Origin of the sequence: Hymenobacter sp. BT559, from assembly GCF_017571525.1 — a bacterium.
Lineage (GTDB): Bacteria > Bacteroidota > Bacteroidia > Cytophagales > Hymenobacteraceae > Hymenobacter > Hymenobacter ginsengisoli.
Map to the genome: position 1 here is coordinate 17,539 of NZ_JAGETY010000012.1, position 26,058 is coordinate 43,596.

Sequence of the window (26,058 nt, forward strand, 5' to 3'; positions counted from 1 at the left end):
AGTAATACACAAAGCGGCGCCGCCGGCCGGAGAAAACTCCTGGCTAGCGGCGCCGCTTTGTCGTGGCAAGGCTATTCCTTAAAATATCTTGCCCGGGTTCAGAATGCCATGCGGGTCAAACACTTGCTTGATGCCGCGCATAATATTGAGGTTAGCCTCGGCCAGGGCAATGTGCATAAATGGCTTTTGCACCAACCCAATGCCGTGCTCGCCCGAAATGGTGCCCCCTAGCTTTACGCAGAGCTCAAAAATCTCGGAGATGGGCTGGCGCAGGCCCACGTTCCACTGCTCATCGCTGAGCTCGCCGCGGATGATATTAACGTGCAGGTTGCCGTCGCCGGCGTGGCCGTAGCACACGCTCTTGAAGCCGTAGCGAGCACCGATTTCCTTCACACCTTTCAGCAAAGTGGGCAGCTCGGCGCGGGGCACCACGGTGTCTTCTTCCTTATAAACGGAGTTGTAGCGCACCGAATTGCCGATGTTGCGGCGAATCTTCCAGAGGTCGTCCTTCTGGCCGGCCGTATCGGCTAGCAGGATTTCACCCACGTCGTATTTCTCCAGCACGCCATACACCTGCTCGGCTTCCTTATACAGCTCGTCTAAGTCCTGGCCATCGAGCTCGATGAGCAGGTGGGCAGTAATATCCTCGGGCAGCGTGAGCGGAATTTTCAGATAGTCGGACGACCAGGCGATGGCCTCGCGCTCCATAAACTCCATGCCCGACGGGATGATGCCCGCCCGAAATACCGCCGACACCGCCTCGGCCGCCTGCGCTTCCTGGCGGAAGGGTACCAGCATCAGGATATTCTGCTGCGGGTAGGGGAGGAGCCGGAACACCGCCTTGGTAATGATGCCCAGCGTGCCCTCCGAGCCCACCATGAGCTGCGTGAGGTTGTAGCCAGTAGCGTATTTGAGGGTGTTGGCGCCGGTCCAGATGATGTCGCCGTTGGGCAGCACTACTTGCAGGTTCAGCACGTAGTCACGGGTGGTGCCGTATTTCACGGCCTTGGGGCCGCCGCTGCTCTGGCTGAGGTTGCCGCCCAAAAAGCACGAACCCTTGCTAGCCGGGTCGGGCGGATAAAACAGCCCCACTTCCTTCACCGCGTTTTGAAAGGCTTCGGTTACTACGCCCGGCTCCACGGTGGCCTGCAGGTTGCGCTCGTCGATTTTCAGAATTTTATTGAAGCGCTCCATGCTGAGCACCACGCCGTTGTGAATAGGCAGCGCGCCGCCGCTGAGGCCCGTGCCCGCGCCGCGCGCCGTCACGGGCACGCGGTGCTCGTGGCAGAGCTTCATGATAGCGCTCACCTCCTCGGGGGTGCCGGGGCGCAGCACCACATCGGGCGCAAAGTGGAAGTCTTCGGTGTGGTCGCGGCCGTAGGCTTCGTACTGCTGGGCGTCGGCGGTGGCGGCGGTGAGCGCGTGCGCCGGAGTTACTATCTGCTCGAAGGCAGATACTAGCTCGGGGGTAAGAGCGTTGAAGGGCATAGGTGTGAAAGGCGGCTAGGGGCCGCTTGGGCTATATTTGCCAGTAATGCAGCGTGAGAAAACGAAGGTACGGCCGATGACGAAAGCACCAAATACGCTTCGCCGCCCGGCCGCCGCCCGGGCCTGGCGGGGCTACTATGGCTTGATAATCGTGGGGTTGCTGCTGGCCAGCAGCTGCCAGCGCAAGCTCAACCAGCTGAACGGCCGCTACTACTCAGCCCGCGACATGGCGCGCCTCAAGCATGGCCAGCGTGCGGTGGCCCGGCCTGGCGGCACCAAAACCAAGGTAAAAACCACGGCGCCCACCGGCAGCGGTAGCGTGGCTACTACCAAAACTGTGGTCAAGCGGCCCTTCCGCCCCGGCAATGCCACGGGCGTGCTGGCTAGCGTCATCGAAAATGCGCGCTCGTATCAAGGCACACCCTATCTGTTTGGCGGTACTACCCGGCTGGGCATGGATTGCTCGGCCCTGTTGCAACTCTCGTTTGCCGACGCGGGCATCGACATTCCGCGCTCCAGCAATGAGCAGGCGGCCTGGGGCGACCCCATAAAGCCCACCGAATTGCGGCCGGGGGATTTCTTATTTTTTGGTGCTTCGCCTGGCTCGCAAGTCATCACGCACGTGGGCATGGTAACGGTGGTCGATGCTGAGGGCGTCGAGTTTATTCACGCCTCTACCTCGCTGGGTGTCATTGAGAACAGCTTCGAGGCCGATTACTACTTAAGCCGCTTTATTCGGGCGGTGCGGCCCCGATTATAAGCTGTTGATGAAGAAAAGGTGAAGATATGGCGCTGGCAACTAGCTAGCCAATAGATTTTTAACGTTGGCGTAATGTTAAGAATCTTTAGGGGAGGAGTACCTTTGTGGAGCCCACCCACTGCGCTTATCTCCCACTTTTTCTTCCCTATATGAAAGGTATCTATTTACGACACGCCCTGCTGCTGGTCGTGCTGCTGCTAACGGCCCAGCTGGGCTGGAGCCAAGGCACTACCACGGCCGCCATGAGTGGCACCATTGCCGACACCAAGGGGCAGGCGCTGCCGGGCGCTACGGTTATTGCCGTGCACACGCCCACCAACACGCAGTATGTGGCCCCGACCAACGCCGACGGCCGCTTCAACATCCAGAACATGCGCGTGGGTGGGCCCTACACCGTGAAAATCACGTTTGTGGGCTACCAGGATTTCACCCGCACAGGCATCAACCTGACCCTCGGGGAGAATTTCCGCCTCGATGCCAAGCTGGGCGATGCCTCGACGCAGCTGACGGAGGTAACCGTAACCGGCCGCCAGAACCCGGTTATCAACGCCGACCGCACCGGTGCCGCTACCACCATTCAGCGGCAAGTTATTGAGCAGCTGCCAACTATTAACCGCTCGTTCTCCGACTATACCCGTCTGACGCCGCAGGCCAACGGCCAGGGTGGTTTCGGTAGCCGCGATGGCCGTCTGAACAACGTAACTATCGACGGTGCGCTGTTCAACAATGCTTTTGGCCTAGCGGGCACCATCGGTGGCCAGGCCAATGCCCAGCCTATCTCGCTCGACGCCATTGACCAGATTCAGGTAAGCATCGCGCCTTACGACGTGCGCCAGGGGTCATTCACCGGGGCCAACGTAAACGCGGTTACCCGTTCGGGTACCAACAAAGTATCGGCCTCTGTATATGGTTTTTACCGCGACCAGAAGTACGTGGGCAAGCACATTGGCAACGTGGATAATCCGGTGCCGACCTTCAACCTGAAGAATTTTGGCTTCCGGGTGGGCGGTCCCATCATTAAAGACAAGCTGTTCTTCTTCCTGAATGCCGAGCGCGAGCTACGTACTGACCCGCCGACGGGCAACTATGCCGCCGCTACGGCTGCTAGCCCCGCCAACGGCCAGACGGTATCGCAGGCTTCGGATGCCGACCTGACTACGCTCAGCAACTTCCTGGTGAGCAACTATAACTACAACCCTGGCGTTTACCAGGGCTATTCGCTAGCCTCCAACAGCGATAAAATCACGGCTAAGCTGGACTGGAACATCAGCCAGAATCACCGCTTCAATATCAAGTACAACTACCTGAAGTCGTACCGTGATGTAACGCCTAGCGGCTCGGGTGCTATCGGTAACAGCCGTTCGCAGACTATCTATGGCCTGCCTTACTATGGGGCGTACTATCGCATCAACAACAACCTCAATTCGTTTATCGCCGAACTGAACAGCACATTCGGGGCGAAATTCTCGAACAACCTGACTGCCGGGTATTTAGCCAACCGCGATGTTCGCCAGGCGGCTGGCGGCGGCGATTTCCCGCTGTTCCCGTTGGTAGACATTGGCAATGCTTCGGGCCTTAGCCCCGTTACGACGGACCCCAAGACGGGCCAGCCGGTTTACAGCCGCGTTACGGCTCCGCAGCTGCTAACCTCCTTCGGCTACGAGCCTTTCACGGCGTTCAACATCTTGAACACCGATACCTATCAGATTGGCGACAACTTCACGGCTTTCCTGGGTGAGCACAACGTGACGGTAGGTACTTACAACGAGCTGTATAAGTTTACGAACGGCTTTGCCCCGCAGTATTACGGCGCATTTGTATACAACTCGCTGCAGGATTTTTATGCCTCGGCCTCAACAACGGCCGCACCCTACGGCTACGACTATACCAGCGGTGGCACACCTACCCCGCGCACTGCTCAGGAAGGCCTGCTTTCGGCGCAGCGCTACCAGCTGCGCTACTCGGCACTGCCGGATGGCTCTTTCCCCTTTGCAGTGACGAACGCGGCGCAGATTGGCTTGTATGTGCAGGATGAGTGGTCGCCGAAGAGCAACTTTAAGCTGACTTATGGCGTGCGTGGCGACCTGCCCATCATCTACTCGACTATTCAGCAGAACACCGACCTGGCGAAGCTGACTTTCCGCGACGGCATCCAGATTAACACCAGCCAGACGCCCAAGCGCACGGTGCTGTTTTCGCCCCGCATCGGCTTCAACTGGGACGTGAACAACGACCGTAAAACGCAGCTGCGCGGTGGCACCGGCATCTTTACCGGCCGCGTACCCTACGTGTACCTGTCAAACCAGGCCAGCAACAATGGCGTGCAGTTTGGCTCTATTGACGTGCAAGGCAACGCCGCTCAGCCCTATACCTTCAGCGGCAATGTAAACCAGTACCGCACGCAGCTAGCGGCGGGCGGCGCCAATACCTCTTACAACATTGCCGTTACAAGCCGCGACTTTAAGTTTCCGCAGGTATGGCGTTCCAACCTGGCTTTTGACCATGAGATTGGTGGTGGCATCGTCGCTACTATTGAGGGGCTGTACTCTCGTGATTTGAACGCGGTATATTTCCAGAATATCGACCTGCCCGTTTCTACGCAGCACGCCGCGGGCGTCGATAATCGCCCTATCTTCTACACCTCTAATGGTAACGGGGGCGTAAATACCAGCCCGTACAACCGTCTCTACGGCCAAACGCCCGACGGCAAAGCCACGACTGCTACGGCAGCTACTCCGGCCATCACCGACGCTATCCTGCTGAACAACACGAGCCAAGGCTATTCTTATAGCCTCACGGCCCAATTGCAGAAAACCTTCAGCAACGGCCTCTACGCGATGGCGGCCTACACCTACTCCGATGCTAAATCGGTAAACGACGGTGGTACCATCGCCCAGTCGAGCTGGTCTAGTCGTGCTGTATCGGGCGACCCGAACGCAGAAGCGCTCGGCTACTCGGCTTATTTGGTGAGCCACCGCATCATCGGCTCGCTCTCGTACCGCTTCAACTACCTGGGCCACCTGGGCACTACGCTTTCGCTGTTCTACAACGGCGCGCCGTATGGCCGCTACTCGTACACCTACGGCGGCGACATGAACGGCGACGGCGTATCGGGCAACGACCTGATGTACATCCCCCGCAATTCGAGCGAAGTTGCCTTGGTAGACCGGGCGTTTACGAACAGCCAGACTAAAGTAACGTACTTCACCTATACTGCTGCTCAGCAGGCAGTTGACCTGGAAAACTATATTCAGTCGGACCCCTACCTGCGGGCGCACCGCGGCCAGTATGCCGAGCGCAATGGGGCCTCGCAGCCCTGGCAGCATCAGATAGATGTGCGTGTGCTACAGGACATCTTCACCAACATTGGAGAAAACCGCAATGCGTTGCAGTTCAGCATCGATATCTTCAACGTGGGCAACCTGATAAACCGCAACTGGGGTGCGGCGCAGTTCCAGTACACGGCTCAGCCACTGGCCTTTGCAGGCTATAACGCCCAGGGAACACCTACGTTCCAGTTTCAGTATATCAACAACCCGGTGCAGACCGCTAATGGTGCAACAACGCCAACGCTGCTCACCACTCCCTTCCGCAATGACGTAACTTCCCTGGCTTCACGCTGGCAGGCCCAGATTGGCCTGCGTTACCTCTTCAACTAGCTGCCGCGGCGACCGCGCCGCCCGCTAGCCTTATACCGAGGCCGGAAGTATTTCCGGTCTCGGTTTTTTTATGTCCTACCCACGGGCTAGCAAAATTTACTTGCTCGGCGAGCAGCGTAGATTTAAGAAAATATGAAGAAAAATTCGGTGGAATGCAGATAGGTAATTCGCATGTTTTGTGAATTTTAAGTGAAAAAAAGTATACAGATAGGCGGGCCTTATATAAGGAAGGGGAGATGAGGATAGAATGACGAAAAGAAGTCGGCTTGCCAGTGCTGCTTACCTTTGCGGCATATTGGCACTTATGAGCCTTTTTACTTTTTTTCATTTTATGAGAAATTTAAATTTACGCCATTTCACGCTGCTCTTGCTGCTCTTGCTGACGGCCCATTTGGGTTGGGGCCAGGGCGCTACCACGGCCTCGCTCAACGGGGCCGTTACCGATGCCAAGGGCGAGCCGCTACCCGGCGCAACGGTGCTAGCCATCCACACGCCGACCAACACGCAGTATGGCGTGGGCACCAATGCCGATGGTCGCTACAACATTCAGGGTATGCGCGTAGGTGGTCCGTACACCATCCGCGTTTCGTTTGTAGGCTACCAGGACGTAACTAAAACCGGCATCGTGCTGGCCCTGGGCGAAACCCTGCGTCTTGACATTCCGCTGAGCGCCTCGGCCACTGAGCTGGGCAACGTAGTCGTAACGGGCCGCCCCGACCCGGTTATCAATGCCGGCCGCACCGGCGCCGAAACCAACGTGAGCCGCGCCCAGATTAACCAGCTGCCCACCCTGAACCGCTCGCTGACTGACTTTACCCGTCTCACCCCGCAGGCGGGCGGCGGCGGCAGCTCGTCGTTTGGCGGCGCCAACAATCGCTATAACAACATCACCATCGACGGTGCCGTGAACAACGATGTGTTTGGCCTTGCTGCCTCGGGCACGCCCGGTGGCCAGGCTAACACCAACCCCATCGCCCTCGATGCTATCGACCAGATTCAGGTGGTGCTAGCCCCCTACGACGTAACGCTGGGTAGCTTCACCGGCGCTGGCGTAAATGCCATCACGCGCTCGGGCACCAACGACATTTCGGCCTCTATCTATGGTTTTGGCCGCAATCAGAACACGGTAGGCAAGAGCGTAACCGAGCCCCGCACTAAGGCCGACGACTTCTACAACTACCAGACTGGCTTTCGCGTGGGTGGCCCCATCGTAAAGGACAAGGTTTTCTTTTTCCTGAACGGCGAGATTGCCCGCGTAAACACGCCGCTAGGCTACCTGCCCGGCACTTCGGCATCGCAAGCCAGCGTCGATGTTATCAACCAGATTCGCCAGGCTGCGCTCACCGGTATTCCTGGTAATCCACAATACTACGGAAGCTACGACCCCGGTACGATTGGTGATGTAAACCGCCTGACGGAAAGCAACAAAATCTTCGGGCGCCTGGATTTCAACCTGTCGGAAAACAACACGCTGACCATTCGCCACAACTTTGTTAAGGCATTTGACGACAACATTACCCGCACGAATAACACCGTGCGCTTCAGCAACAACGTTTACCGCTTCAGCAACCTCACTAACAGCACGGTAGCCGAACTCAACAGCCGCTTTGCGGGTGGCTTCTCCAACAAGCTGATTTTGACTTACACCGCTATTCGCGACTCGCGCGATGTGGTGGGAGCTCCCGGCCCGGCCTACCAGATTTCGGAAGGCGGTGTTACCTACAGCCTTGGCCAGGAGCGCAGTTCAGTAGCCAACCAGCTTGACCAGGACATCGTGGAAATTACCGACAACCTGACCAAGTCGGTTGGCAAGCACACCTTCACGCTAGGCACCCACAACGAAGGCTTCAAGTTCCGCAACCTGTTTCTTAACAACGGTGCTGGCTACTACACGTTCTCGTCGCTGGCCAACTTTCAGGCTGGCAAGGCTTCGCAGGTGCAGGCTAGCTACCCCACCGCCGACGGTGGCGAGGCTAAATTCAAGGCTGCCCAGCTGGGCTTCTACGCGCAGGATGAGTATACTCCTGTCGAAAACCTGCGCCTGACGCTGGGTATGCGCATCGACGTACCGGTGTTCGTGAATAAGCCCGGCAACAACGAAGGCGTGGCTACCCAGTTTGGCCAGCAGTACCACACCAGCAACACCCCCAACGGCCAGGTGCTGTATTCGCCCCGTATTGGCTTCAACTGGGACGTGAACAACGACAGCAAAGTGCAGCTGCGCGGTGGTACCGGCATCTTCTCGGGCCGCGTGCCCTTCGTGTGGATTTCGAACAGCTACACCAATAGCGGCCTGATTCAGGGCTCGGTAAGCCAGAATGCTACTGGTTCGGGCGCCAATACGCAGTACCTGCCGGTTTATACCAACATGAACGATATCACTACTAAGTTCAGCCAGGTTTCGACCAGCCAGATTAACCTGGTGAGCGATAACTTTAAGCTGCCGCAGGTATGGCGCTCAAACCTGGCCGCGGACTTCCGCCTGCCCGGCGACATCGTTGCCACCCTGGAAGGTATCTATTCGAAGACGCTAAACGATATCTACTACAAAGACCTGAACCTAGCGGCCCCCATCGGACGTCTAGCCGGTCCGGACCAGCGCCCGATATATGACGCCGGTACGGTAAAGAACAGCAGTGGAGCAGTGGTATTCGTTAATCGGCGAGTAAACCAGAACTACACTAACGTGTACCTGCTCGACAATACAAGTAAGGGCTACCGCTACACCGCTACCGCTCAGCTGCAGAAGCGGTTTATGAATGGCTTGAATACCACCGTAGCCTATACCTACGGCGTGTCGAAGGAAATTAATAGCGGCACGAGCAGCACGGCTTCGTCGAACTACTCCTTCAACCAGGTAGCCTACGACCCCAACAACCCCGAGCTAGGCTACTCGCGCAACGACCAGCGTCACCGCATCATCGCCAGCACGGGCTACACCTTCCACTATGCCAACAACAACCTGGGCACTACCATCAGCGTGTTCTACGAAGGTCTCTCGGGGCAGCCACTTACGTATATCTACGGCCAGAACACCGACGTGAACGCCGACGGCAACACCGGCAACGACCTGCTGTACGTGCCCACCAACGCCCTCGACCCTAACCAGATTCGCTTGGTAACGACGGGTAGCGGTGCTACCCAGTACCTGGCCGCCGACCAGGCCAGAGACCTCGAGAACTTCATCAACAACGACCCTTACCTGGCTAGCCACCGCGGCCAGGTGGTAGAGCGCTTTGGTGCCCGCCTGCCCTGGACGCACGAAGTAGACCTGCGCGTAGCGCAGGACTTCTTCTTCAACGCCGGCGGCAAGCGCAATAGCATCCAAATCACGTTTGATATCTTCAACGTGGGCAACTTGCTCAACAACAACTGGGGCCGTCAGTACGTGGTGAACAACAACGCTTTCGAACTGCTGAAAGTAGAGTCGACCAACGTAAACGCGCAGCCGACCTTCTCGCTGCCTAAGGCTTACGGTACCGCCGGCATCCCCTACGGCATCGCGGCGTTCAACTCGCGCTGGCAGGGCCAGCTGGGCGTGCGCTACAGCTTCAACTAAGCCCTAGCGGCACCAAAACAAAGGAAAAGGCCGGGGACTTACCCCGGCCTTTTTTATGCCTGATTTTGCGGTAGTTGCGAAGAATGTTGCCGCCAGGGCTTGCACAAGCCAAAAGTCGCCGTACTTTTGTCAAACCAACGCGCAACAGGCGCTGCGGTAAAGCTATAAAACGGGGGATTAGCTCAGCTGGCTAGAGCGCTTGCATGGCATGCAAGAGGTCATCGGTTCGACTCCGATATTCTCCACTCCCGTTTCAAACAAAAGCGTCTGCTAGCCTCGGCTGGCAGACGCTTTTTGCGTTAAAGCCAGGCGTTCATGAAGAGTTCAGCTTGTGAGAAGAGTTTTGAGCTTCACTTCTTTTTTGTACGAATGAATACCTCCATTCGCCTTCGCGCATTTTTACTGCTTTTGCTGGCTAGCCCTCTCGGTGCATTGGCCCAGCAAGCGCCGGCCACCCCGCCGGCGGCCTCCACTACTGCGGCTAGCCCGGCCCGGGGCTACCACGCGGCAGCGCCCGAGCAGCGCGCCGATAAAATGAGCCAGGAGCTAGCCCGGCAGCTAGGCCTCGATGCGGCCACTACGGCTAAGGTGCGGGCCGCGGCCCTCACCCGCGACCAAAAAATTGACGCCATTCAAACTGGCACCACCAGCAACAAAGACAAGAATACGGCGCTGCAAGCCAATGCGCAGGAGTTTAAGGCGGCCCTGCAAGGCATTTTGACGCCCGCACAATTTGCGCAGTACTCGGCACACAGCGGCAAGCACCGGGCCGATAAGGCGCCTGCTACTCCACAGGCGGCGGGTAAATAAGCTGGGCCTGGGGGTGAGGCCACATCATAGAATGAGCACGAGCGTGCCGCCGATGATGAGCGCAGCCCCCAGCGCCACCTTAAGCGTGAGGGTTTCGCCCAGAAAAACCACCGAGAGCACGATGGCCAGCGCCACGCTGAGCTTATCGACCGGGGCCACCTGCGACACCTTGCCGAGCTGCAAGGCCCGGAAGTAGCACAGCCACGAAAGGCCCGTGGCTAGCCCCGACAACCCCAGAAACAGCCAGGTGCGCGGCTGCAGCGTGAAGATGTCGCTCGGGTTGTCCCGGACGAAAACAATTCCCCACGCCACTACCAGAATAACTACCGTGCGAATAGCCGTGGCCAAATCGGAGCTGACGCCCTTGATGCCAACTTTGGCCAGCACGGCCGTGAGTGCCGCGAATACGGCCGAAAGAAGGGCATAGGTCCACCACATACGCGAAATATATTAAAAGCTGCGCTCGCAAATACCACTGCTTTTCTGTGGTAATTCTGATACGCTAGCTCTGGCAAAACTGGCAGGTGCCGGAGAGTAGAAAATCGCGCCGCTGCGCCTGAAAGCCGCCGGGCAGCTGCACGGCTGGAATGGCGACCTGGCTTAGGCAGTAGGTATGGCTGCACACGCCGCACTTGAAGTGCACGTGGTTGTCGAAGTGGGCATCGGCCGAGCACTCGATAGAGCAGGCGGCGTAGCGCAGCACGTCGGTGTCATCGATAACGCGGTGAATGAGGCCCTGCTGCTCGAAGCTTTTGAGGGTGCGGTAGAGGGTGATGCGGTCGGTATCGGCCCCAATTTCCTGCTCTATCTCGGCACCGGTGAGGGCGTAGCCTTTGCCAGTGAGCGCGGCAAGCACGGCACGGCGCACGGGCGTCTGGCGCAGGCCGTGGCGCAGCAGCGTTTGGGCCAGACGGTCGGGGGCAGGGGAAGCGGCAGTGGGAGAGGACATAAATCAAACTTACGAAAACGGGCGGCAGTCGGCCCAAGGCTAGGCCTGGGAAAATAAAAGAGGCTGCGTTGGGGGCGTACCTTTGCCAGGCCCGGCTGATGGCTAGCCGGGCCTGTTGGGAAAACCCCCATTCATTCTTAACCAAGCTTGTGGTAGAATCGTTGGCCCGCCGGGCAATTGTTGCGCTCAGCCAGCGGCCGTGGTGGGTGGCGGGGCTTACGCTGGTGCTAGCCCTGCCCGCCCTGCTGCTGCACCTAGGCTGGCAGCCGCTGCTGGTCGATGAGCCCATCCGGGCACTGGTGGCGCTCGAAATGCATTATTCGGGCCATTTCTTCGCGCCCACGCTGCAAGGGCTGCCTTATTATAACAAGCCGCCCCTCTTCAACTGGCTGCTGGTGGCCCTGTTTCGCCTCACCGGGCGGCAAGACGAATGGGTGTTGCGCCTGCCCACTATTGCGGCGCTGCTGCTTTATACCACGGCGCTGTGGCGGGTGCTGCGCCCGCAGCTGGGCAGTCGGCTGGCCTTCACGGTGGCGCTGGCCTTTGCTACTACCGGGCGGGTACTCTTTTATGATTCCTTTCTGGGTCTCATCGACCTTTGGCACGCTGGTCTCACATGGCTGGGCTTTATGGCCGTGTGGTACCTGGGCCAGCGTGGGCAGTGGACGCGCTTATTCGTGCTCACCTACGCGCTCACGGCCGTAGGCTTTTTGCTGAAGGGGCTGCCCTCGGTAGTGTTTCAGGGGTTGTCCCTGCTGGTGTACTGCCTCGACACCCGGCAGTGGCGCCGGCTTTTTAGCTGGCAGCACGTGCTAGGGGTAGGGGTGCTGCTGGGCATTCTAGGAACGTACTTCTTCGTGTACAGCCGCCACAACTCGCTCGAAGTGGCCCTGGCTACGCTCTGGTCGCAGTCGAGCCAGCGCGTGGTAACCGCCACCCCGCTGGCCGAATCGGTGCGCTACATGCTGCTGTTTCCCTTCGACTTTCTCAAGCATTTTCTGCCCTGGACGCTGCTGGTGCTGTGCCTGCTGGTGCCGGGGGCGCGGCGCACCATCGCCGGGCAACCGTTTTTGCGCTACAACGCGCTGCTGTTTCTGGCTATTCTGCCGGTTTACTGGCTTTCGCCGGCTACCATTCCACGCTACCTGTTTATGTTGGTGCCGCTGGGCCTCACGGTGGTGATAGCCTTGTACGCGCAGTACTGGCCGGCGCAGCCGGTGGCAATCCGGCTGGTCGATAGCCTATTGCTTGGGTTGCTGGTGGCCAGCAGCGTGCTGGTGCTGGCGCCGCCCCTGCTACGGCTGGCCGCCTCGCTAAGCCTGGTGCCGGCCACAAGGCTAACGGTGCTGCGCGGGGTACCCGACTCGGTGCTGCTGAGCCTGGCGCTATTCGCCTCGCTAGCCCTTGGTGCCTACCTCTTCTGGCGGCTGCCCACCTACCGCCTGCTGGTGCTGGGCTACTACCTGCTGGTGCTGCGCCTGGCCTTCGACATTTTTATTTTTCCGGCCCGTATGCAAACCTCGCCCGAAGTCACGTATCGCGCCGAGGCCATTCGGGTGGGCCGCGAAACCCGGGGCCGCCCGCTGGTGCTGTATCCCGGTGGCGAGCAGCTCGACAACGTAGAGGCGTTCTACATCGCCCGCGAGCGGGGGCAAACGCTCACCGTGGCCCCGCTGCCGCTGCGCCCCCACACGCTGTACGTGGCCGACGAGCGCGCCCTCACGGACCTGCGCTACCGCACCCTCGATACGTTCATCATTGACCGCAACATCACGTTTCGGGTGGTGGAGTTTGACCTGCCATGAGGGCTAGCTACGACGACGCACCGGCCCCCGCCACGCCGGCCGGGCGGCGCTACCTGGGGCTGCTGGTCAAGCTGGCCTTTATGGCGGGGGCGCTGTGGCTAGTAGGCCGCCACCTCGACCTGCCCGCGCTGGGCCGCACCCTGCGCCAGGCCCGCCCGGGCTGGCTGGCCCTCGCGGCAGCCTTGTTTACGCTCTCGAAGCTCATTTCTTCGGTGCGGCTCAATACGTTTTTTCGGGCCGTTGACATTCAGCTCACCGAGCGCTACAACCTGCGCCTGTACTGGCTAGGCATGTTTTACAACTTGTTTTTGCCCGGCGGCATCGGCGGCGACGGCTATAAGGTGTACCTGCTGGGCAAGGAGTTTCCGGGGCGGCGGGGCCTTATTTTTCGGGCGCTGCTACTCGACCGGCTCAGCGGCATGGTGGCCCTGCTGGTGCTGCTGCTGGCGCTGCTGGCCGTGGTGCCTGCCACCGAGCTGCGCCCGGCCGGCGCCCTGGCCCTGCCCGAGTGGTGGCGGGCCGTACCATTGGCGCTCATTCCGCTAGGGCTGGCGCTGAGCTACGGGCTGGGTCGCTGGGGCTTCGGCGAGTTTCGCTCAGCCTTCGGGCGCACCTCGTGGGAGGCGCTGGGCGTGCAGGGCGCCCAGGTGCTGTGCGCCTGGGCGCTGTTAGCCTCGCTAGGGGCGGCCAGTGGGCCAGTGCTGCCCTATCTACTGGTTTTTCTGGCGTCGAGCATTGCGGCGGTGTTGCCGCTTACGGTAGGCGGGCTAGGGGCGCGCGAATTAACCTTTCTGTACGGCGCCCAGCTTTTCGCCCTCAGTGCGCCGGTGGCGGTGAGCGCGAGCGTGCTCTTCTACGTGATTACGGCCCTCGTCTCGCTGGTAGGGGCGTTGGTGCGGGTAGAGAGGGGGCAGCCTGACTAGCGATGTAGTGCTGCCTTCAGCAGGGCTAGCGAATAATTCTTTGGTACATATGGCCGCAGCGGCTGGTGCTGCTGTAGCTGCTCGATAGCTTCCCGCTCGCGCCGACGGCTGAATTTCAGATTGTCTACTAACATTATCACCAATAGCCCGGTGCTAGTGCCCACCGATACGCCCCCTAGTAGCTGGCGGCCCCACCTAGGGTCGTTCAATGCATTGATACCGTTAGTCATTCCGGTCGAAGCAGTCAGACCCAGCAGGCCAAGGCGGCGCGAATGTTTGAACAATTGGTGCAGCACCGCCGCACTATCCAGCGGTGCGGCCACTGAGCGGTCCTTGATTAGCTGCGCAGGAAGCGGTGCGCGCTGCGCCATGGCTTGACGGCCGGTCGCTAGCATCAGCAGTAGTGCGGCAACGAGTAGTGCATATTTCATACGGTTGACGAAGAGAAGGCGGGCATTATCAGGCATGAATCTAGCCCTAGAAATATGGTTGGCGAATGAATACCAAAAATAATTCTATACTGCCGCGTAGCTCACCAGCTGGCCGCCCAGCTCGCGCAAGATTTCGCTAGCCTCCCCACTGCGCCAAAACGCATATTCCGGCACCCGCATCAGGGGCGAGCCAGCACGCTCACTCACCCCAGGATGGCTCATAAACTCGACCACGCTAGCCCCCCGAAACGCCGTCGCCACGCCCCGCCGAAAGCCCGCCGCGCTGGCCGGCTCGGTAGAAAAAGTACTCACCAGCGCGCCCGGCGTGGCAAAGCCGCGCAAAGCCAGCCGGCTGCTGGCGGCAAAGGCTTGCAGCACCAGCCCGCGCCCGTCGAAGCGGCCAGCCGCCGTGAGGCGGCGCACCCGGCGCACGCCCAGCTCGCGCAAAATGCCCAGCAGCGCCGGCCCCAGCAGCGGGTATTGATGCAGGTGCTGGTGGCTGTCGGCGTGGGTGGGGGTTAGCCCGGCGCCGGCCAGGCGGTGCAGCTGGGCCGCTAGTTCGGCTTTCATTTCTTCGCGGCGCACTTGGCCGCGCAAAAACCGCTGCCAGAGTTGGCTGGAAGTATAAAACTGCCCTTCTGAATTCACCAGCGAGGGCACGGCCGACGCGGCGCTCAGTGGCTGGCCGGCGTTGAGGGTAAGGTGCAGGCCCACCGAAAAGGCAGGGGAGGCTAGCCGGGCCAGCGTGCGCAGGTCGGCGTCGCCGGCAAAATTGGCCATCACGGTGGTGCTACTCACCTGCCCGGCTGCGCCCAACTCCAGAATGGCCTGCGTGGCCGGCGCGTCCCAGCCAAAATCGTCGCAGTTGATGATGAGCTTTTTCACAGTAGTACAGCGGCGAGTATAGGAACCTGTGAAGCGCTAAATCCTGGTTCGTTTCCTAACGAGACCACTAGGCTACCGCGCGGCCTCGCCGGTGGCCTGGCCCGCCAGTTGCCGCACCACGTAGGGCTTGCGCGTGCGCCGCGAGTAGTAATTGTACATCCCAATCTCGGCCAGCACCCCAAAGCAAAGTAGGAAAATCCCCGCCATTATCAGAAATAAGCTGAAAATGAATTCGAGCGGATAGCGTGCCTCGATATTCAAGCCGAAGAAGATAGAGCGTATCAAAAACTGCCCCGCCAGCACCCCGCCCGTGAGCAGGCTCAGCAGCCCGGCCAGCCCAAACAGGCGGAACGGCTTGCGCGAGTGCACAATGAAAAAACGCAGGATAAACAGGTCCAGAATAACGTAGAAAAGCTTGCTAATCTTGTAGTTGCTCTGGCCAAACTGCCGCTCGTGTATCTCAATCGGAAACTCACAGTAGCGCAGGTTTTTGCGCGCCACTAGGGCCCCCAGAAAGCGATGGGCGTCGCCGAGCATCTCCACATTCTTCACCAAGTAGCTCCGATACGCCTTATAGGTGGCCCCGAAGTAGCGTAGCTGCACCCCCGACAAGCGCCGGATAATGCCGTGGGCCGTGGTGGCCAGCGCCGTGGCAATGGGCCCCTCCGGGCGCTTGGCCTTGGCCCCGCCCACCATATCATAGCCCTCGTTGATGAGGCTGATAAACTGCGGAATGTAGGCCGGGTCGTGCTGCAAGTCGCCATCCATGGCAATAATGACCTCGCCGCGTGCCTGGGCAAAGCCGGCGCGCAGGCTCAGCGTCTGGCCGTAGTTGCCCGCCAGGTCGATAGCCACCAGGTGGGGGTCGTGGGCGGCCAGTTCCTGCATAATAGCCCAGCTGCGGTCGGTGCTGCCATCGTTTACCAGTATCAGCTCATAGGCGTAGCCATGCTGCTGCATCACGGCGGCCACGCGGCTCACGAGCTGGGCCACGGTATCCATCTCATTGTAGAGCGGCGCGACTACGGAAATGAGGCCCGAAAAAGCAGTGTTGGCAGTGGGAGTGGCGAGCGGCGGCATGAGCAGGATATGAAACTGCAAAGGTACTGGCGCCGGGCTTGGGCAACCGGGGCAAGCGCAGGAGCCACTTGAAAGGGAAATATGGAAGAACTATCAAAGAGAAAAATAAAATGGCACTTAAGTAAGATAAAGTTTAAAGTATAAAATTTTAAATCTAAAAACAGCATATTTACCGTAGATGGTGCCAGGGCAGGTCAAAACATTATTTTGCTTAGACCCGTTACCTGCGTCATTCAGCCAGATTTTTGACTTATTCGCCTAGAATGGGAATCACAATCATCGCTGCCGAGCCTAGCTTTGTGTATTGATAAGCCCGTTAGTAATCTGATTTCCGCCACGTTATTCGTTTTGTTTCGTTTCCGCCATTTAGTACGTTACCCACTAGCCTTCCTGCCGCTGCTCTCTACCCTTCCTTCTTAATACATGGCGATAACTACCAACCCTTTCCATCCGGCTACCGGCGAGCTTTTGCCTGGCTACCGCGATGCTTACCTGCGAGGCGACTTGTCGGGTACTAATACTTCCCTAGTAGATGCTTACCTGAAAGCCAACCCGACCAAAGGCGGGGAAGCGTTTCAGCGCTTTCACACCCTGCAAGCCAAAGGGCACGAGGTGCGCCCCGTAGGCTGGCTGCAAAACCAACTCCACCTGATTCGGACCGAGCCTGCTCGTTTCCGTCAGCGCGCCGGCTCGCTGCTGGCCGTTGGCATCCTGGTGAGCGGTGCAGTATTTGCATCCAGCAACTCGGCCATGCGCCCCACGGTGGGTGCCCCGGCTGCCATCGAAGTGCCGGCTGCTGGCACCCCGATGGCCGAAGAGGACGCTAGCGCCCTCGAAGCTGCCAGCCTGGCTACCGTAAACGGCCAGATTCTGGACGAAAACGGTCATCCGCTGATTGGCGCTACGATTATTGACAAACTCAGTGGCCGGGGCGTGAGCACCGACGCCCAGGGCAAGTACACCCTGGCCGTGCCGGCGCACAAAGCCACCCAGCTGCAATTTGGCTACGGCGGCTACACCGAGGAAATGGTGCAGGTAGCGGGCCGCGGCGTGCAGAACGTGACGCTGCTGCCACGCACCGACCAGCCCAAAAAACGCCACTGGTGGCAATTCTAGCCCTTGGCACTGAGTAGCTAAGTACAGAACACGACCGGCCGATATTAGCCGTAGAGAGCTGCCGGTCGTGTTTTTGTACAGCTGCTAGCAGCCTGTGTAGCCAGCCGCACCGAGGACCTAGCCAAAAGCCGGCTCTCACGCATACCAGCAGCTTGGTGCTCTCTAGTTTATTGACAAATGAATTTCCCTTTTTTCAACCGGCTACAGCTGAAAAAAATAGTCGTAGCCAAGCCAGGCGATAGCGGCCAGCGGGCCGAAGCGGTGTTGGCTAACCTGCTGAAAGAGCTACCCGAACTGCTGCTAGCCTACGTGGTTGAGAACCAGAATGGGACGATTCTGGCGTCTTACACCGCCAGCGCCGACTACAACCCTAACCAGCTGAGCTTACGCAACACCAAGATGCTGCGCACCATGAATGAGGCGCTCGACACTGGCGCCTGGCTAGGTGGGCCACTACTCGATGTATCGGTGCTGCTCGACGACCAGCTGCACCACCTGCGCCCAATAGCCGGCGGCCAGTGGCACTGCTTTGTGGCGGTGCGCCTGGCCGATGCTAACCTCGGCATTTTAAAAGAAGTAGTGCGTCGCGCTACTGCCTGAATAACACTAATTTTCTCCCTTTTTTTCTTTTTACATTTTCATGTCAACCCCTAAGCAAACCGTCGACGGCATTAAGTCTGAACTACCTACCCTGGTAGCCGTAGCCGTAGTAGAAACTGAAACCGGCATGCCGCTGGCTTCGCACACCAACATGGCCGACTTCGACATCGAAACGGCCGCTGCCTACAACACGGAGGTAGTAAAGTCTAAGCTGAAGGCTATTCAGGCCCTGAAGCTCAACCAGACGCTGCAAGACATTCTGCTCACCCTCACCGACCAGCTGCACCTGCTGAAGCTGTCGCCCACCGGCGATAAGTTTATCTACCTGGCCGTAAACTCGAAAGACACGAACCTGGCCCAGGCTCGCCAAATTATGAAAGCCCACTCGGCTTCGCTGAACTAATATCTGATAGCCTTCCAAGCTTCGCAAAGCCCGCTGGTGTAGTACCAGCGGGCTTTTTGCGTGGTGGCGAAACGCAACAGTGGGCGAGCGAATGATTTTGGTGCGGCTCGGGTTAAGCCAGTCGTAACTTTGATGTATGCAATACCTGGAAGGCCGGCGCTACGTGGTGCTGGCAATTTTTACGCTGGTAGGGCTGCTGTTTGCGAGCCGGCTCTTCTACCTGCAAGTGCTCGACGATTCGTACAAGACGGCGGCCGACCGCAACACCTTGCAGCGGCAGGTGCAGGTGCCGTTTCGCGGCCTCATCTACGACCGCCACGATTCGCTGCTGGTATCCAACACGCCGGTGTATGACCTGATGGTGGTGCCCCGCGAGGTGAAGCGCCTCGACTCGGCCAAGTTTTGCCAGCTCATGCAAATGCCGCTCGAAGACCTGCGGCTCGGCCTGCGCACCGCCAAGGCCTACTCGCGGGTGCGCCCCTCGCCGCTCATCCAAAACCTGAGCACGCCCGAACTGGCTTCCATCAACGACAACCTGATAAACTTTCCGGGCTTTCGGGTGCAGGCGCGCATGGCGAGGGCTTACCGTACCCAAAACCTGGCCCACGCCCTGGGCTACGTGGGCTCCATTACGCCCAAGCTGCTCGAAAGCCCCAAGTACGCCCACTACGCGCCGGGCGAAAACGTGGGTATCTCGGGTCTCGAATCGTACTACGAGCCTATTTTGATGGGCCGGCGCGGCGTGCAGTACCGGCTCGTGAATGTGCGCGGCATCGACAAAGGCACGTTTCGCGGAGGCGAGTTTGATACGCTGTCGCAGGCAGGCCAGGACCTGCACCTTAGCATCGACTCGGACTTGCAGGCCTACGGCGAAAAACTGCTGGCTGGCCGCCGCGGCTGGATAGTGGCGCTAGACCCCAAAACGGGCGAAATTCTCTGCTTTGTATCGGCCCCGCACTACGAGCCGCAACTGCTGACCGGCAAGGGCTCGGGCAACCGCTACATGGACCTGCTGCGCAATCCCGACCGCCCGCTCTTCGACCGCCCCCTGATGGCCACCTTCCCGCCCGGTTCAGTCTTTAAGCTCGTCAATGAGCTAGTGGCCATGCAGCTGGGCGTGGTGACGCCGGCTACCGGCTTTCCGTGCGACCAGCACCTTGTGCACTGCACCCACCGCCACGAGTACCCTAGCAACGTCAACATTGCCATCAAGCAGAGCTGCAACCCCTACTTCTACCAGGTGATGCGCGCCGCCGTGGTGCGCGGGCAGTCGCCCAACAAGTTTGAGGATGCGCGGCTAGGCCTCGGCCAGTGGCAGAAAATGGTGAAAACCTTCGGACTGGGCGAAAAGCTGGGGGTAGATATGGGCCACGAAAAGCGCGGCCTCATTCCCTCGCCCGAGTTTTACGACAAGCTGCGCGGCTACCACCACTGGAATTTTAAGACGGTGTACTCGCTCAGCATCGGGCAGGGCGAAATCGGTATTACGGGCCTGCAAATGGCCAACGTGCTGGCGACCATTGCCAACCGGGGCTACTACATCACGCCGCACTTTGTGCGCAGCATCGGGGCTAGCGGGCAGCCACTGCCGCAGTACCGCGAGCGCCACTACACGGCCGTCGATACGACGTTGTTTAAGTACCTTATTCCGGGGATGCAGGAAGTAGTAGACGGGCGCGGCGGCACGGGCTCTTTCGCTAGCCTAGCGCAATACGGCATTTCGGTGGCCGGCAAAACCGGCACCGTCCAAAATGCCCACGGCGAAGACCACTCCACCTTCGCGGCCTTCGCCCCGGCCAACGACCCCAAAATTGCCATTGCTGTCTTTATCGAGAATGCCGGCTTTGGCGGCACTGCCGCTGCCCCCGCCGCTGGCCTCATGATGGAAAAGTATCTGCGTGGCAAAGTAGCCCCTCGCCGCAAGCGCTGGGAAGACTGGGTCATGTACGGCGACTTCACCAAGCGCCGCCACTAAAGAACGGTAGCGTAAAGCGTAGGCGTCCGCGTCTCGACCACCCCTAGCGCGGAGCTACGGCGTTCGGGCTTCTTCCTGCCGACCTTTGCGGAAAGTTTCTCTTCATGTCTCCCGTTACCACCCGTTCTTCGCGCAGCATCGACTGGCCGCTACTGCTGCTCTACCTCGTGCTGGTGGGCCTGGGCTGGGTGGCCGTGTACGCGGCCAGCTACTCGCCCGATGCGCCGCCGCACCCGCTCACGGCGCTCAGCTTTTCGGAGCTGATGGCCTTCAACTGGTTTAAGCAGCTGCTGTGGATGGGTACGGCCGCCGTGCTCATCGTTATCTTGCTAGTGGTTGATTATAAGGCGTATGACACGTTGGCCTATGTGCTGTATGGGGGCATGATAGGGCTACTGCTCGTCACGCTGGTTATTGCGCGGCCCATTGCGGGCTCGCGTTCGTGGCTCGAGTTTGGGCCAGTGCGCCTACAGCCAGCCGAGTTTGCCAAGTTTACGACGGCCCTGGCGGCCTCGCGCTTCATGGCCGGCATCAACCTGCGCAACCAGAACTGGCGTGACCAGGCCGTGCTGGCCGGCCTTACGCTGCTGCCGGTAGCCCTCATTCTGGCTTCCAATGAAACGGGGCAGGCGCTGGTGTTTGCGGCGCTGCTGCTGGCCTATTTTCGGGAGGGCATGTCGCCGATTATTTTGCTGCTGTTGGCGGCGGGTGGCGTTATTCTACTGCTCGCCCTGCTCGTGCCTAAAGTATGGCTGGTGAGCGGCTTTACGGTGGTTTTGCTAGGGGCCTTCGCGCTCAACTCGCGGCTGTGGCGCCATCACTTGCCCCTTAGTCTCAGCGCCTGGGTGCTGGTCATTGGCATGGTGTTCGGGGTCGATTTTTTCTTTAATAAGGTATTGCAGCCCCACCAGCGGCAGCGCATCGAAATGCTCATCGACCCCGGCAAAGACCCGCTGGGCAAAGGCTGGAACGTGACGCAGAGCAAAATTGCGCTGGGCTCGGGCGGCTGGTTTGGCAAGGGCTTTCTCAACGGCACCCAGACCAAGTTCGACTTCGTGCCCGAGCAAAGCACTGACTTCATTTTCTGCACCGTAGGCGAGGAGTGGGGCTGGGCCGGCTGCGCAGTACTCATTATGCTATATCTCACGCTGCTGTGGCGCATTCTGCTGGTGGCCGAGCGCCAAAAGTCGGTGTTTGGGCGCACCTACGGCTACTGCGTGGCCAGCATCCTGTTTGTGCACTTCACCGTGAACCTGGGCATGACGATGGGTCTGATGCCGGTAGTGGGCATTCCGCTGCCGTTTTTCAGCTACGGCGGCTCGTCGCTGTGGTCGTTCACCATCCTGGTGTTTGCCCTGGTGGCCCTCGACGCCCACCGCAAGCAGGATTTGCTGCGCTAGGTATATAGAGGTTGGCTTACCTTGGCCAGCATGAAAAAGCTTATGCTCTTATGCGCCTGCCTGCTGGGCGCTGACTGTGGCTTCGGCGCGGGCGCAAACAGCTCCCATTGACCTTGTGGTAGTGTATATATACGAAGCGGGCAACTATGCCACTACTATCATTACGCGCGGTGAGCAGCGTACCGAAGAGAGTGAATTTGAAATGACATCCTATAAAAACGCTAGCAAGGAATGCGCTGAAGATTTCTGCCACGTACTGTCTGGTTTGTATAAGGAAGGGTACGTAGTGCGCTCATCAACAAAAACATACTCGAGCGGTAGTGGTGGCGAGCGGGAATTAATATTCACCAAAAATAGCCAATGAGATGGGCATCGAAGCCGCGAAGTCTCGGCCTCGTCTAGTTTGCGCCCGTTATGCCTGCTCGCGCCACCTCCCTTCGCCTTCGCACCGGCCGCCTGTGGCCCAGCGTGGCCGTGGCCGGCTTGCTCACAGCCTTGTGCCTGGCTATGCCTACGCGCAATGCCACCGGCGACGCCTGGTACTATGCTGCCTGCTCGCGCTGGGGCCAGGAGCTGTGGCAGCCTCACCACCTGCTGTATAATGCCATTGGCTGGGGGTGGCTGCGGCTGGTGGGGGCTAGCGGCCCGGCGCCTGCTGGCGAGCTAGCCCTTCCGTGGCTCCAAATGCTGAACGCGCTGGCCGCCGGGGCCAGCCTGCTGGCACTGGGGCGGCTGCTGTGGCGGGCCGGGGCGCCCACGGCAGCCATTCCGGCATGGCTGCTGCTGGTAGGCAGTTGCTTCGGTATGCTACGCTTTGCCACCGATAATGAGACGTATAACCAGCCGCTGCTGCTGGCGCTGCTGGCTAGCCTGGCCTGGGCCCGCGCCGTGTATGCTGACGCTGGGCGTAGGCGCTGGCTAGTACTGGCGGGGCTGTTGGCCGCGCTGGCCTGCTTGGTGCATCAGCTCATGGTGTGGTGGTGGCTAGGGCTGCTGCTGGGGCTGCGGCCCTGGCAGGGCCGGCGCGCCGTGGTCGATGGACTGTGCTACAGCTTGCCCGCGCTGCTGGTGCCGCTAGCCTACGCGCTGGCCGCGCCGAGCGCCGGGGTGGGGGCCGTGGTACGGTTTGCGTTGCACGACTACCTCACTGGCGGCGCACGGGTCGAGCTGGGAGCCAGTAGCTTGCTCTTTACCGCTATCAGCCTGGTGCGTACGGCGGTGCAGGTGCACGGCAATATGTTGCCCTTGCTACTGCGCTGGCCGCTGCTGCTCGGCGGGGTGGCGCTGGCTAGCCTGGGCCTGGCGGTGTATGGCGGGCTAGGCGGCTGGCGCGTGGTAGCCACCCGCGACAAAAGCAGTAGGCGCCAGCCGGCCCGCACAGTGCGGCGCACGCACGTTCTCATTGGGGGGCTGCACCTCGTCTTTGCTGTGCAAGCGGCCGGCAATGCCGAATTTATGATGATGCTGCCGGCGCTGGCTGCCACAGGGCTGGCAGGTGGGGCGCTGCTAGCCTGGCCGCCGCAGCGGGTGGCGGCCCTGGGTGTGGCCCTACTCAGTTGGAATCTGGCCTTCGGCTTGGTGCCAGCCCATCTACTCGATTATACGGGCACCGGCCCGGCACTGCGAGCGCGGGTGCTGGGCGAGCCCGGTGCGTGGTTTTTGCTGCGCGAGCCCAATGTGTTGCGCAATCAACTGCACTACTACACGGGCCAGCCCGATGCCGCGCCGCGCATAGTGGGGCTGGCCCGGCAAGACGCTACTACCTTTCGCCGCTGGCTGGCGGCCCGCCTGGCCGCTGGCGATGTAGTGTATACCGATGCGCTGGGTGGCCACTGGCCCTTCGACCGGGCGCAGATGGCCCAGGGCAACCTGGCCCAACGGCTCCTCAGCGGCCTTGCAGCGCGGCGCCTCGATTCGGTGAGCACGTTTTTTGGTCCGCGCTACCTGTCGCGGCTAGGCCCGGCAGCAGAAGCCATTCCGGCCCCGCGTAGCCACCCCATGCTCAATGCCAGCGCCGCCGTGAAAGCCGGTGCCAGCAAGTAGCCCATGCGCCCCAGGTCGCCGGAAAGCAGCATGTGCACAGCCACCACCAGCAATAGCCACGCTTCGGCTCCCCCTAGCACCGGTGCCAGGGCTTGGCGGCCGTCAGCCCGCATCAGCGCCGCCAGCACGGGCAGCCAGAATAAGCCAAAGATGCTGAAGAGCTCGGCTATGCCTTTGACTGAAAGGGTCTTTTGTAGCGAGTAGGTAATATTTGCAACGTGCGCTACGGCATTCGTGAGGCTGGCTTCTGGGGCGGCCCCAGAGGCTCTATCTACCCACCAGTGCACTGCTACCAGCGCGGCCACCCCTAGCGCGAGGGCCGCTGCCTGCCCGCGCCAGCCCATCGCCCGCCGCCCAAACCACACCAGCCAAGGCAGTAAAAACACAAACGATTCCTTGGCCAATGGTCCCACCAGCAGGGCTAGCGCCACGGCCCAGCCCGCCCCCGGCCCGCGCCGGGCTGCGTAGTAGCTCAGGCCAAAGACTGCTAGGTAGAGGCTGTCGGTGAGCGGCAAGCCCGCCGCGTAGCCGGCCCAGCGGCTGCTGAGCACCGCCGCCAGTGCCAGCGCCGCCGCGCCCGCGCTAGCCCCTGCCAGCCGGGCACCGCGATAAAAGCACGCCCCGGCAGCCCCTAGCAAGCCACAGTTAATCAAGTAGAAGGCCAGCCGCAGCGGCCACTCGCCAGCTGGGCGCGGCTCCCCGGTGGCTGGGGCGGGCAGGCTAGCCAGCGGCCGAGCCAGTGCGCCGGCCGCCAGGGGCACCAGCAGGCGATAGCGGCGCGTCACGCGCACGCTGTCGAAGCGGCCGCTGGCTAGGCGCAGGTAGCTGCGCGTGTCGAGCGAGTGCGAAAAATCATAGTGCCGATATGTGGGGTAGGCGGCGTTCAGCAGCAGCCCTAGGGCTAGCGCCCAGGGCAGCAGCCAGCGCCGCGCCCGCCCGGTAGTCGGCCGGGGCAGCACTAGGCGCCAGCAAACTTGCGCTCAATCAGCTTGAGCAGCTTGCCTACGTGCTCTTGCTTCAGGCTCCAGTCGTGGTGGGCCGCCAGCTCCTGTTGCACATAGGCCGTGGCGGCCTCGGCCGTGGGCAGCGTGTCGAGGTGCTGAATGGCGGCATGATACTCCATGTTTTCCCCGTTAAACAGCTCATTGATAAAGCTAAAGCGCTGATTGATGGAGATAGCCTCGCGCAGGCTGGTTACCTTGGGCACGGCACGTTCGGCCAGCGGTGAGGCCCCCCCCGCCGCCCCGCGCAGGGTGTCGGCCAGGTGGGGCGTGCTGGGCTGGGTCGCCTTGAGCTTGGCATAGAGCGGCGCTTCGGTGGCTGGGCTAGCGGGCTCGGGGGCAACGGCCGTAGCTGCGGAGGCTGAGGCTGGCGCTGGAGGCGCGGGCGGAATGGACGGAGCGGCTACAGGCGTCGGAGCAGGCTCGGGGGCACGGGCAGGTTCGGCGGGGGGCGGGGCGGGGCTAGCCACCGGCGCGGACTTGGCTGGCGCTTCGTCCTGGAGGTCGGCCTCGGTAAGTGGCAGCAGGGCGCCAAATTCAGCAAGCAGCGGCCCTAGCGCGGGAAGCTCTGGCGCATGAGCGGCCAGGTACTGGGTAAAGCGCTGCTGCAAAAAACCGCGACCGAGCGCTGGCTGGTCGATGGGCAGGCTTTCCACGAAACCTTCAAAAAAAGGCTTGGCCTGGTCGAAATAGCGCAGGTAGTCGCGCAGCGTGCTGAGGGGCACGGCCTCGTCGGCGGTGGTTTCGGCCTCGGCAGGCGGCAGCAGCAGGCGCTCGAAGGCGTCGGCCGGGCTGGTGGCCAGCGCCAGCGTGTCGGCCACGGCCTGGGCCAGCAGCGGCTCCAGCGCCGCCCGGTCGAGGCGGATATGGCGCGAGAGCACGTTCATAAACTGCCCTAGCGCGGCGCGCACTGGTGCGGCCTCAAAGTCGAAGTAAGGGCTGCGTAAGGCGTTGGCTTCCTGCTGCCAGCGGCCTAGCAGCTGGCGCAGCACCAGCAGGTTTACCTGCCGGATGGGCGTAAACTTGAGCAGCGCCGGGCCGTCGAGGGTCGCCTCGGGCTGCGGGCCGAAAAACTGCTGGCTGAGGCGGCTAGCCAGCCGGCGGCCGTAGTGCTCGCACTTGGCGAGGCTATATTTGTCGGGCATAGCGTGGGCCGGCCGCAGGGCCGGTT

General features: G+C 60.6%; 20 protein-coding genes and 1 tRNA gene. 13 read left to right on the forward strand and 8 right to left on the reverse strand.

From position 1 onward, the window contains the following. Positions 1-78: 78 nt before the first annotated feature. Positions 79-1,488 (reverse strand): FAD-binding oxidoreductase, encoded by a 1,410-nt coding sequence (locus tag J4D99_RS15930; RefSeq protein ID WP_208132730.1) that lies wholly within the window; start codon positions 1,486-1,488, stop codon positions 79-81. A gap of 76 nt (positions 1,489-1,564) precedes the next feature. On the opposite strand from J4D99_RS15930, the gene J4D99_RS15935 reads away from it, so the two are divergent. The 5 genes from J4D99_RS15935 to J4D99_RS15955 all read left to right on the forward strand — a co-directional run bounded on the left by J4D99_RS15935 (position 1,565) and on the right by J4D99_RS15955 (position 10,276). Further along, positions 1,565-2,248, forward strand: coding sequence for a C40 family peptidase (locus tag J4D99_RS15935; protein WP_208132731.1), 684 nt, complete (start codon positions 1,565-1,567; stop codon positions 2,246-2,248). A 149-nt stretch (positions 2,249-2,397) separates the two neighbouring features. Further along, entirely contained in the window at positions 2,398-5,907 is a 3,510-nt protein-coding gene (locus J4D99_RS15940; RefSeq protein WP_208132732.1) for a TonB-dependent receptor, read from the forward strand. A gap of 331 nt (positions 5,908-6,238) precedes the next feature. After that, positions 6,239-9,466: a TonB-dependent receptor gene (locus tag J4D99_RS15945; RefSeq protein WP_208132733.1), complete on the forward strand. Its 3,228-nt coding sequence runs from the start codon at positions 6,239-6,241 to the stop codon at positions 9,464-9,466. A 171-nt stretch (positions 9,467-9,637) separates the two neighbouring features. After that, positions 9,638-9,711, forward strand: a tRNA-Ala gene (locus J4D99_RS15950). A gap of 124 nt (positions 9,712-9,835) precedes the next feature. Further along, positions 9,836-10,276 carry a DUF4890 domain-containing protein gene (locus J4D99_RS15955; RefSeq protein WP_208132734.1) on the forward strand — a complete coding sequence of 147 codons (441 nt, stop codon included), beginning with the start codon at positions 9,836-9,838 and terminating at the stop codon, positions 10,274-10,276. 24 nt (positions 10,277-10,300) lie between these two features. Here J4D99_RS15955 and J4D99_RS15960 read toward each other — a convergent pair whose 3' ends face one another. Together J4D99_RS15960 and J4D99_RS15965 are read right to left on the reverse strand one after the other, a co-directional pair. Continuing rightward, positions 10,301-10,714 (reverse strand): EamA family transporter, encoded by a 414-nt coding sequence (locus J4D99_RS15960; protein WP_208132735.1) that lies wholly within the window; start codon positions 10,712-10,714, stop codon positions 10,301-10,303. Between the two features lie 64 nt (positions 10,715-10,778). Continuing rightward, complete coding sequence (locus tag J4D99_RS15965; protein ID WP_208132736.1) at positions 10,779-11,225, reverse strand: Fur family transcriptional regulator; 447 nt, start codon at positions 11,223-11,225, stop codon at positions 10,779-10,781. A gap of 149 nt (positions 11,226-11,374) precedes the next feature. Here J4D99_RS15965 and J4D99_RS15970 point away from each other — a divergent pair, with 149 nt between their 5' ends. Further along, entirely contained in the window at positions 11,375-13,030 is a 1,656-nt protein-coding gene (locus J4D99_RS15970; protein WP_208132737.1) for a glycosyltransferase family protein, read from the forward strand. Beyond that, complete coding sequence (locus tag J4D99_RS15975; RefSeq protein ID WP_208132738.1) at positions 13,027-13,953, forward strand: lysylphosphatidylglycerol synthase transmembrane domain-containing protein; 927 nt, start codon at positions 13,027-13,029, stop codon at positions 13,951-13,953. The genes J4D99_RS15970 and J4D99_RS15975 overlap by 4 nt, the downstream gene beginning before the upstream one ends. Here the strand turns inward: J4D99_RS15975 and J4D99_RS15980 are convergent. From J4D99_RS15980 to J4D99_RS15990, 3 genes are all read right to left on the reverse strand, one after another. Beyond that, positions 13,950-14,384, reverse strand: a complete 435-nt coding sequence (locus J4D99_RS15980; RefSeq protein WP_208132739.1) for a hypothetical protein — start codon at positions 14,382-14,384, stop codon at positions 13,950-13,952. The two genes, J4D99_RS15975 and J4D99_RS15980, sit on opposite strands and share 4 nt — an antisense overlap. A gap of 84 nt (positions 14,385-14,468) precedes the next feature. Beyond that, a complete protein-coding gene (locus J4D99_RS15985; protein WP_208132740.1) occupies positions 14,469-15,269 on the reverse strand; it encodes a carbohydrate deacetylase in 801 nt (266 codons plus the stop codon). A gap of 72 nt (positions 15,270-15,341) precedes the next feature. Then, the gene (locus tag J4D99_RS15990; protein ID WP_236018696.1) at positions 15,342-16,370 is read right to left on the reverse strand and encodes a glycosyltransferase family 2 protein; all 1,029 of its coding nucleotides are present in this window, start codon (positions 16,368-16,370) and stop codon (positions 15,342-15,344) included. 402 nt (positions 16,371-16,772) lie between these two features. Here J4D99_RS15990 and J4D99_RS15995 point away from each other — a divergent pair, with 402 nt between their 5' ends. From J4D99_RS15995 to J4D99_RS16020, 6 genes are all read left to right on the forward strand, one after another. After that, positions 16,773-17,465 carry a carboxypeptidase-like regulatory domain-containing protein gene (locus tag J4D99_RS15995; RefSeq protein WP_208132741.1) on the forward strand — a complete coding sequence of 231 codons (693 nt, stop codon included), beginning with the start codon at positions 16,773-16,775 and terminating at the stop codon, positions 17,463-17,465. A gap of 177 nt (positions 17,466-17,642) precedes the next feature. Beyond that, positions 17,643-18,065: a hypothetical protein gene (locus J4D99_RS16000; protein ID WP_208132742.1), complete on the forward strand. Its 423-nt coding sequence runs from the start codon at positions 17,643-17,645 to the stop codon at positions 18,063-18,065. A 40-nt stretch (positions 18,066-18,105) separates the two neighbouring features. Beyond that, positions 18,106-18,468, forward strand: a complete 363-nt coding sequence (locus J4D99_RS16005; RefSeq protein ID WP_208132743.1) for a hypothetical protein — start codon at positions 18,106-18,108, stop codon at positions 18,466-18,468. A 136-nt stretch (positions 18,469-18,604) separates the two neighbouring features. Beyond that, positions 18,605-20,443 carry a penicillin-binding protein 2 gene (mrdA, locus tag J4D99_RS16010; protein ID WP_208132744.1) on the forward strand — a complete coding sequence of 613 codons (1,839 nt, stop codon included), beginning with the start codon at positions 18,605-18,607 and terminating at the stop codon, positions 20,441-20,443. Between the two features lie 104 nt (positions 20,444-20,547). After that, on the forward strand, positions 20,548-21,843 hold the full coding sequence (rodA, locus tag J4D99_RS16015) for a rod shape-determining protein RodA (RefSeq protein WP_208132745.1): 1,296 nt from the start codon (positions 20,548-20,550) through the stop codon (positions 21,841-21,843). Positions 21,844-22,257: 414 nt separating this feature from the next. Continuing rightward, on the forward strand, positions 22,258-23,886 hold the full coding sequence (locus J4D99_RS16020) for a hypothetical protein (RefSeq protein WP_208132746.1): 1,629 nt from the start codon (positions 22,258-22,260) through the stop codon (positions 23,884-23,886). Here J4D99_RS16020 and J4D99_RS16025 read toward each other — a convergent pair. Beyond that, on the reverse strand, positions 23,784-24,845 hold the full coding sequence (locus tag J4D99_RS16025) for a hypothetical protein (RefSeq protein WP_208132747.1): 1,062 nt from the start codon (positions 24,843-24,845) through the stop codon (positions 23,784-23,786). The two genes, J4D99_RS16020 and J4D99_RS16025, sit on opposite strands and share 103 nt — an antisense overlap. Continuing rightward, positions 24,845-26,032 (reverse strand): DUF8457 domain-containing protein, encoded by a 1,188-nt coding sequence (locus tag J4D99_RS16030; protein ID WP_208132748.1) that lies wholly within the window; start codon positions 26,030-26,032, stop codon positions 24,845-24,847. The genes J4D99_RS16025 and J4D99_RS16030 overlap by 1 nt, the downstream gene beginning before the upstream one ends. Positions 26,033-26,058 lie beyond the last annotated feature (26 nt).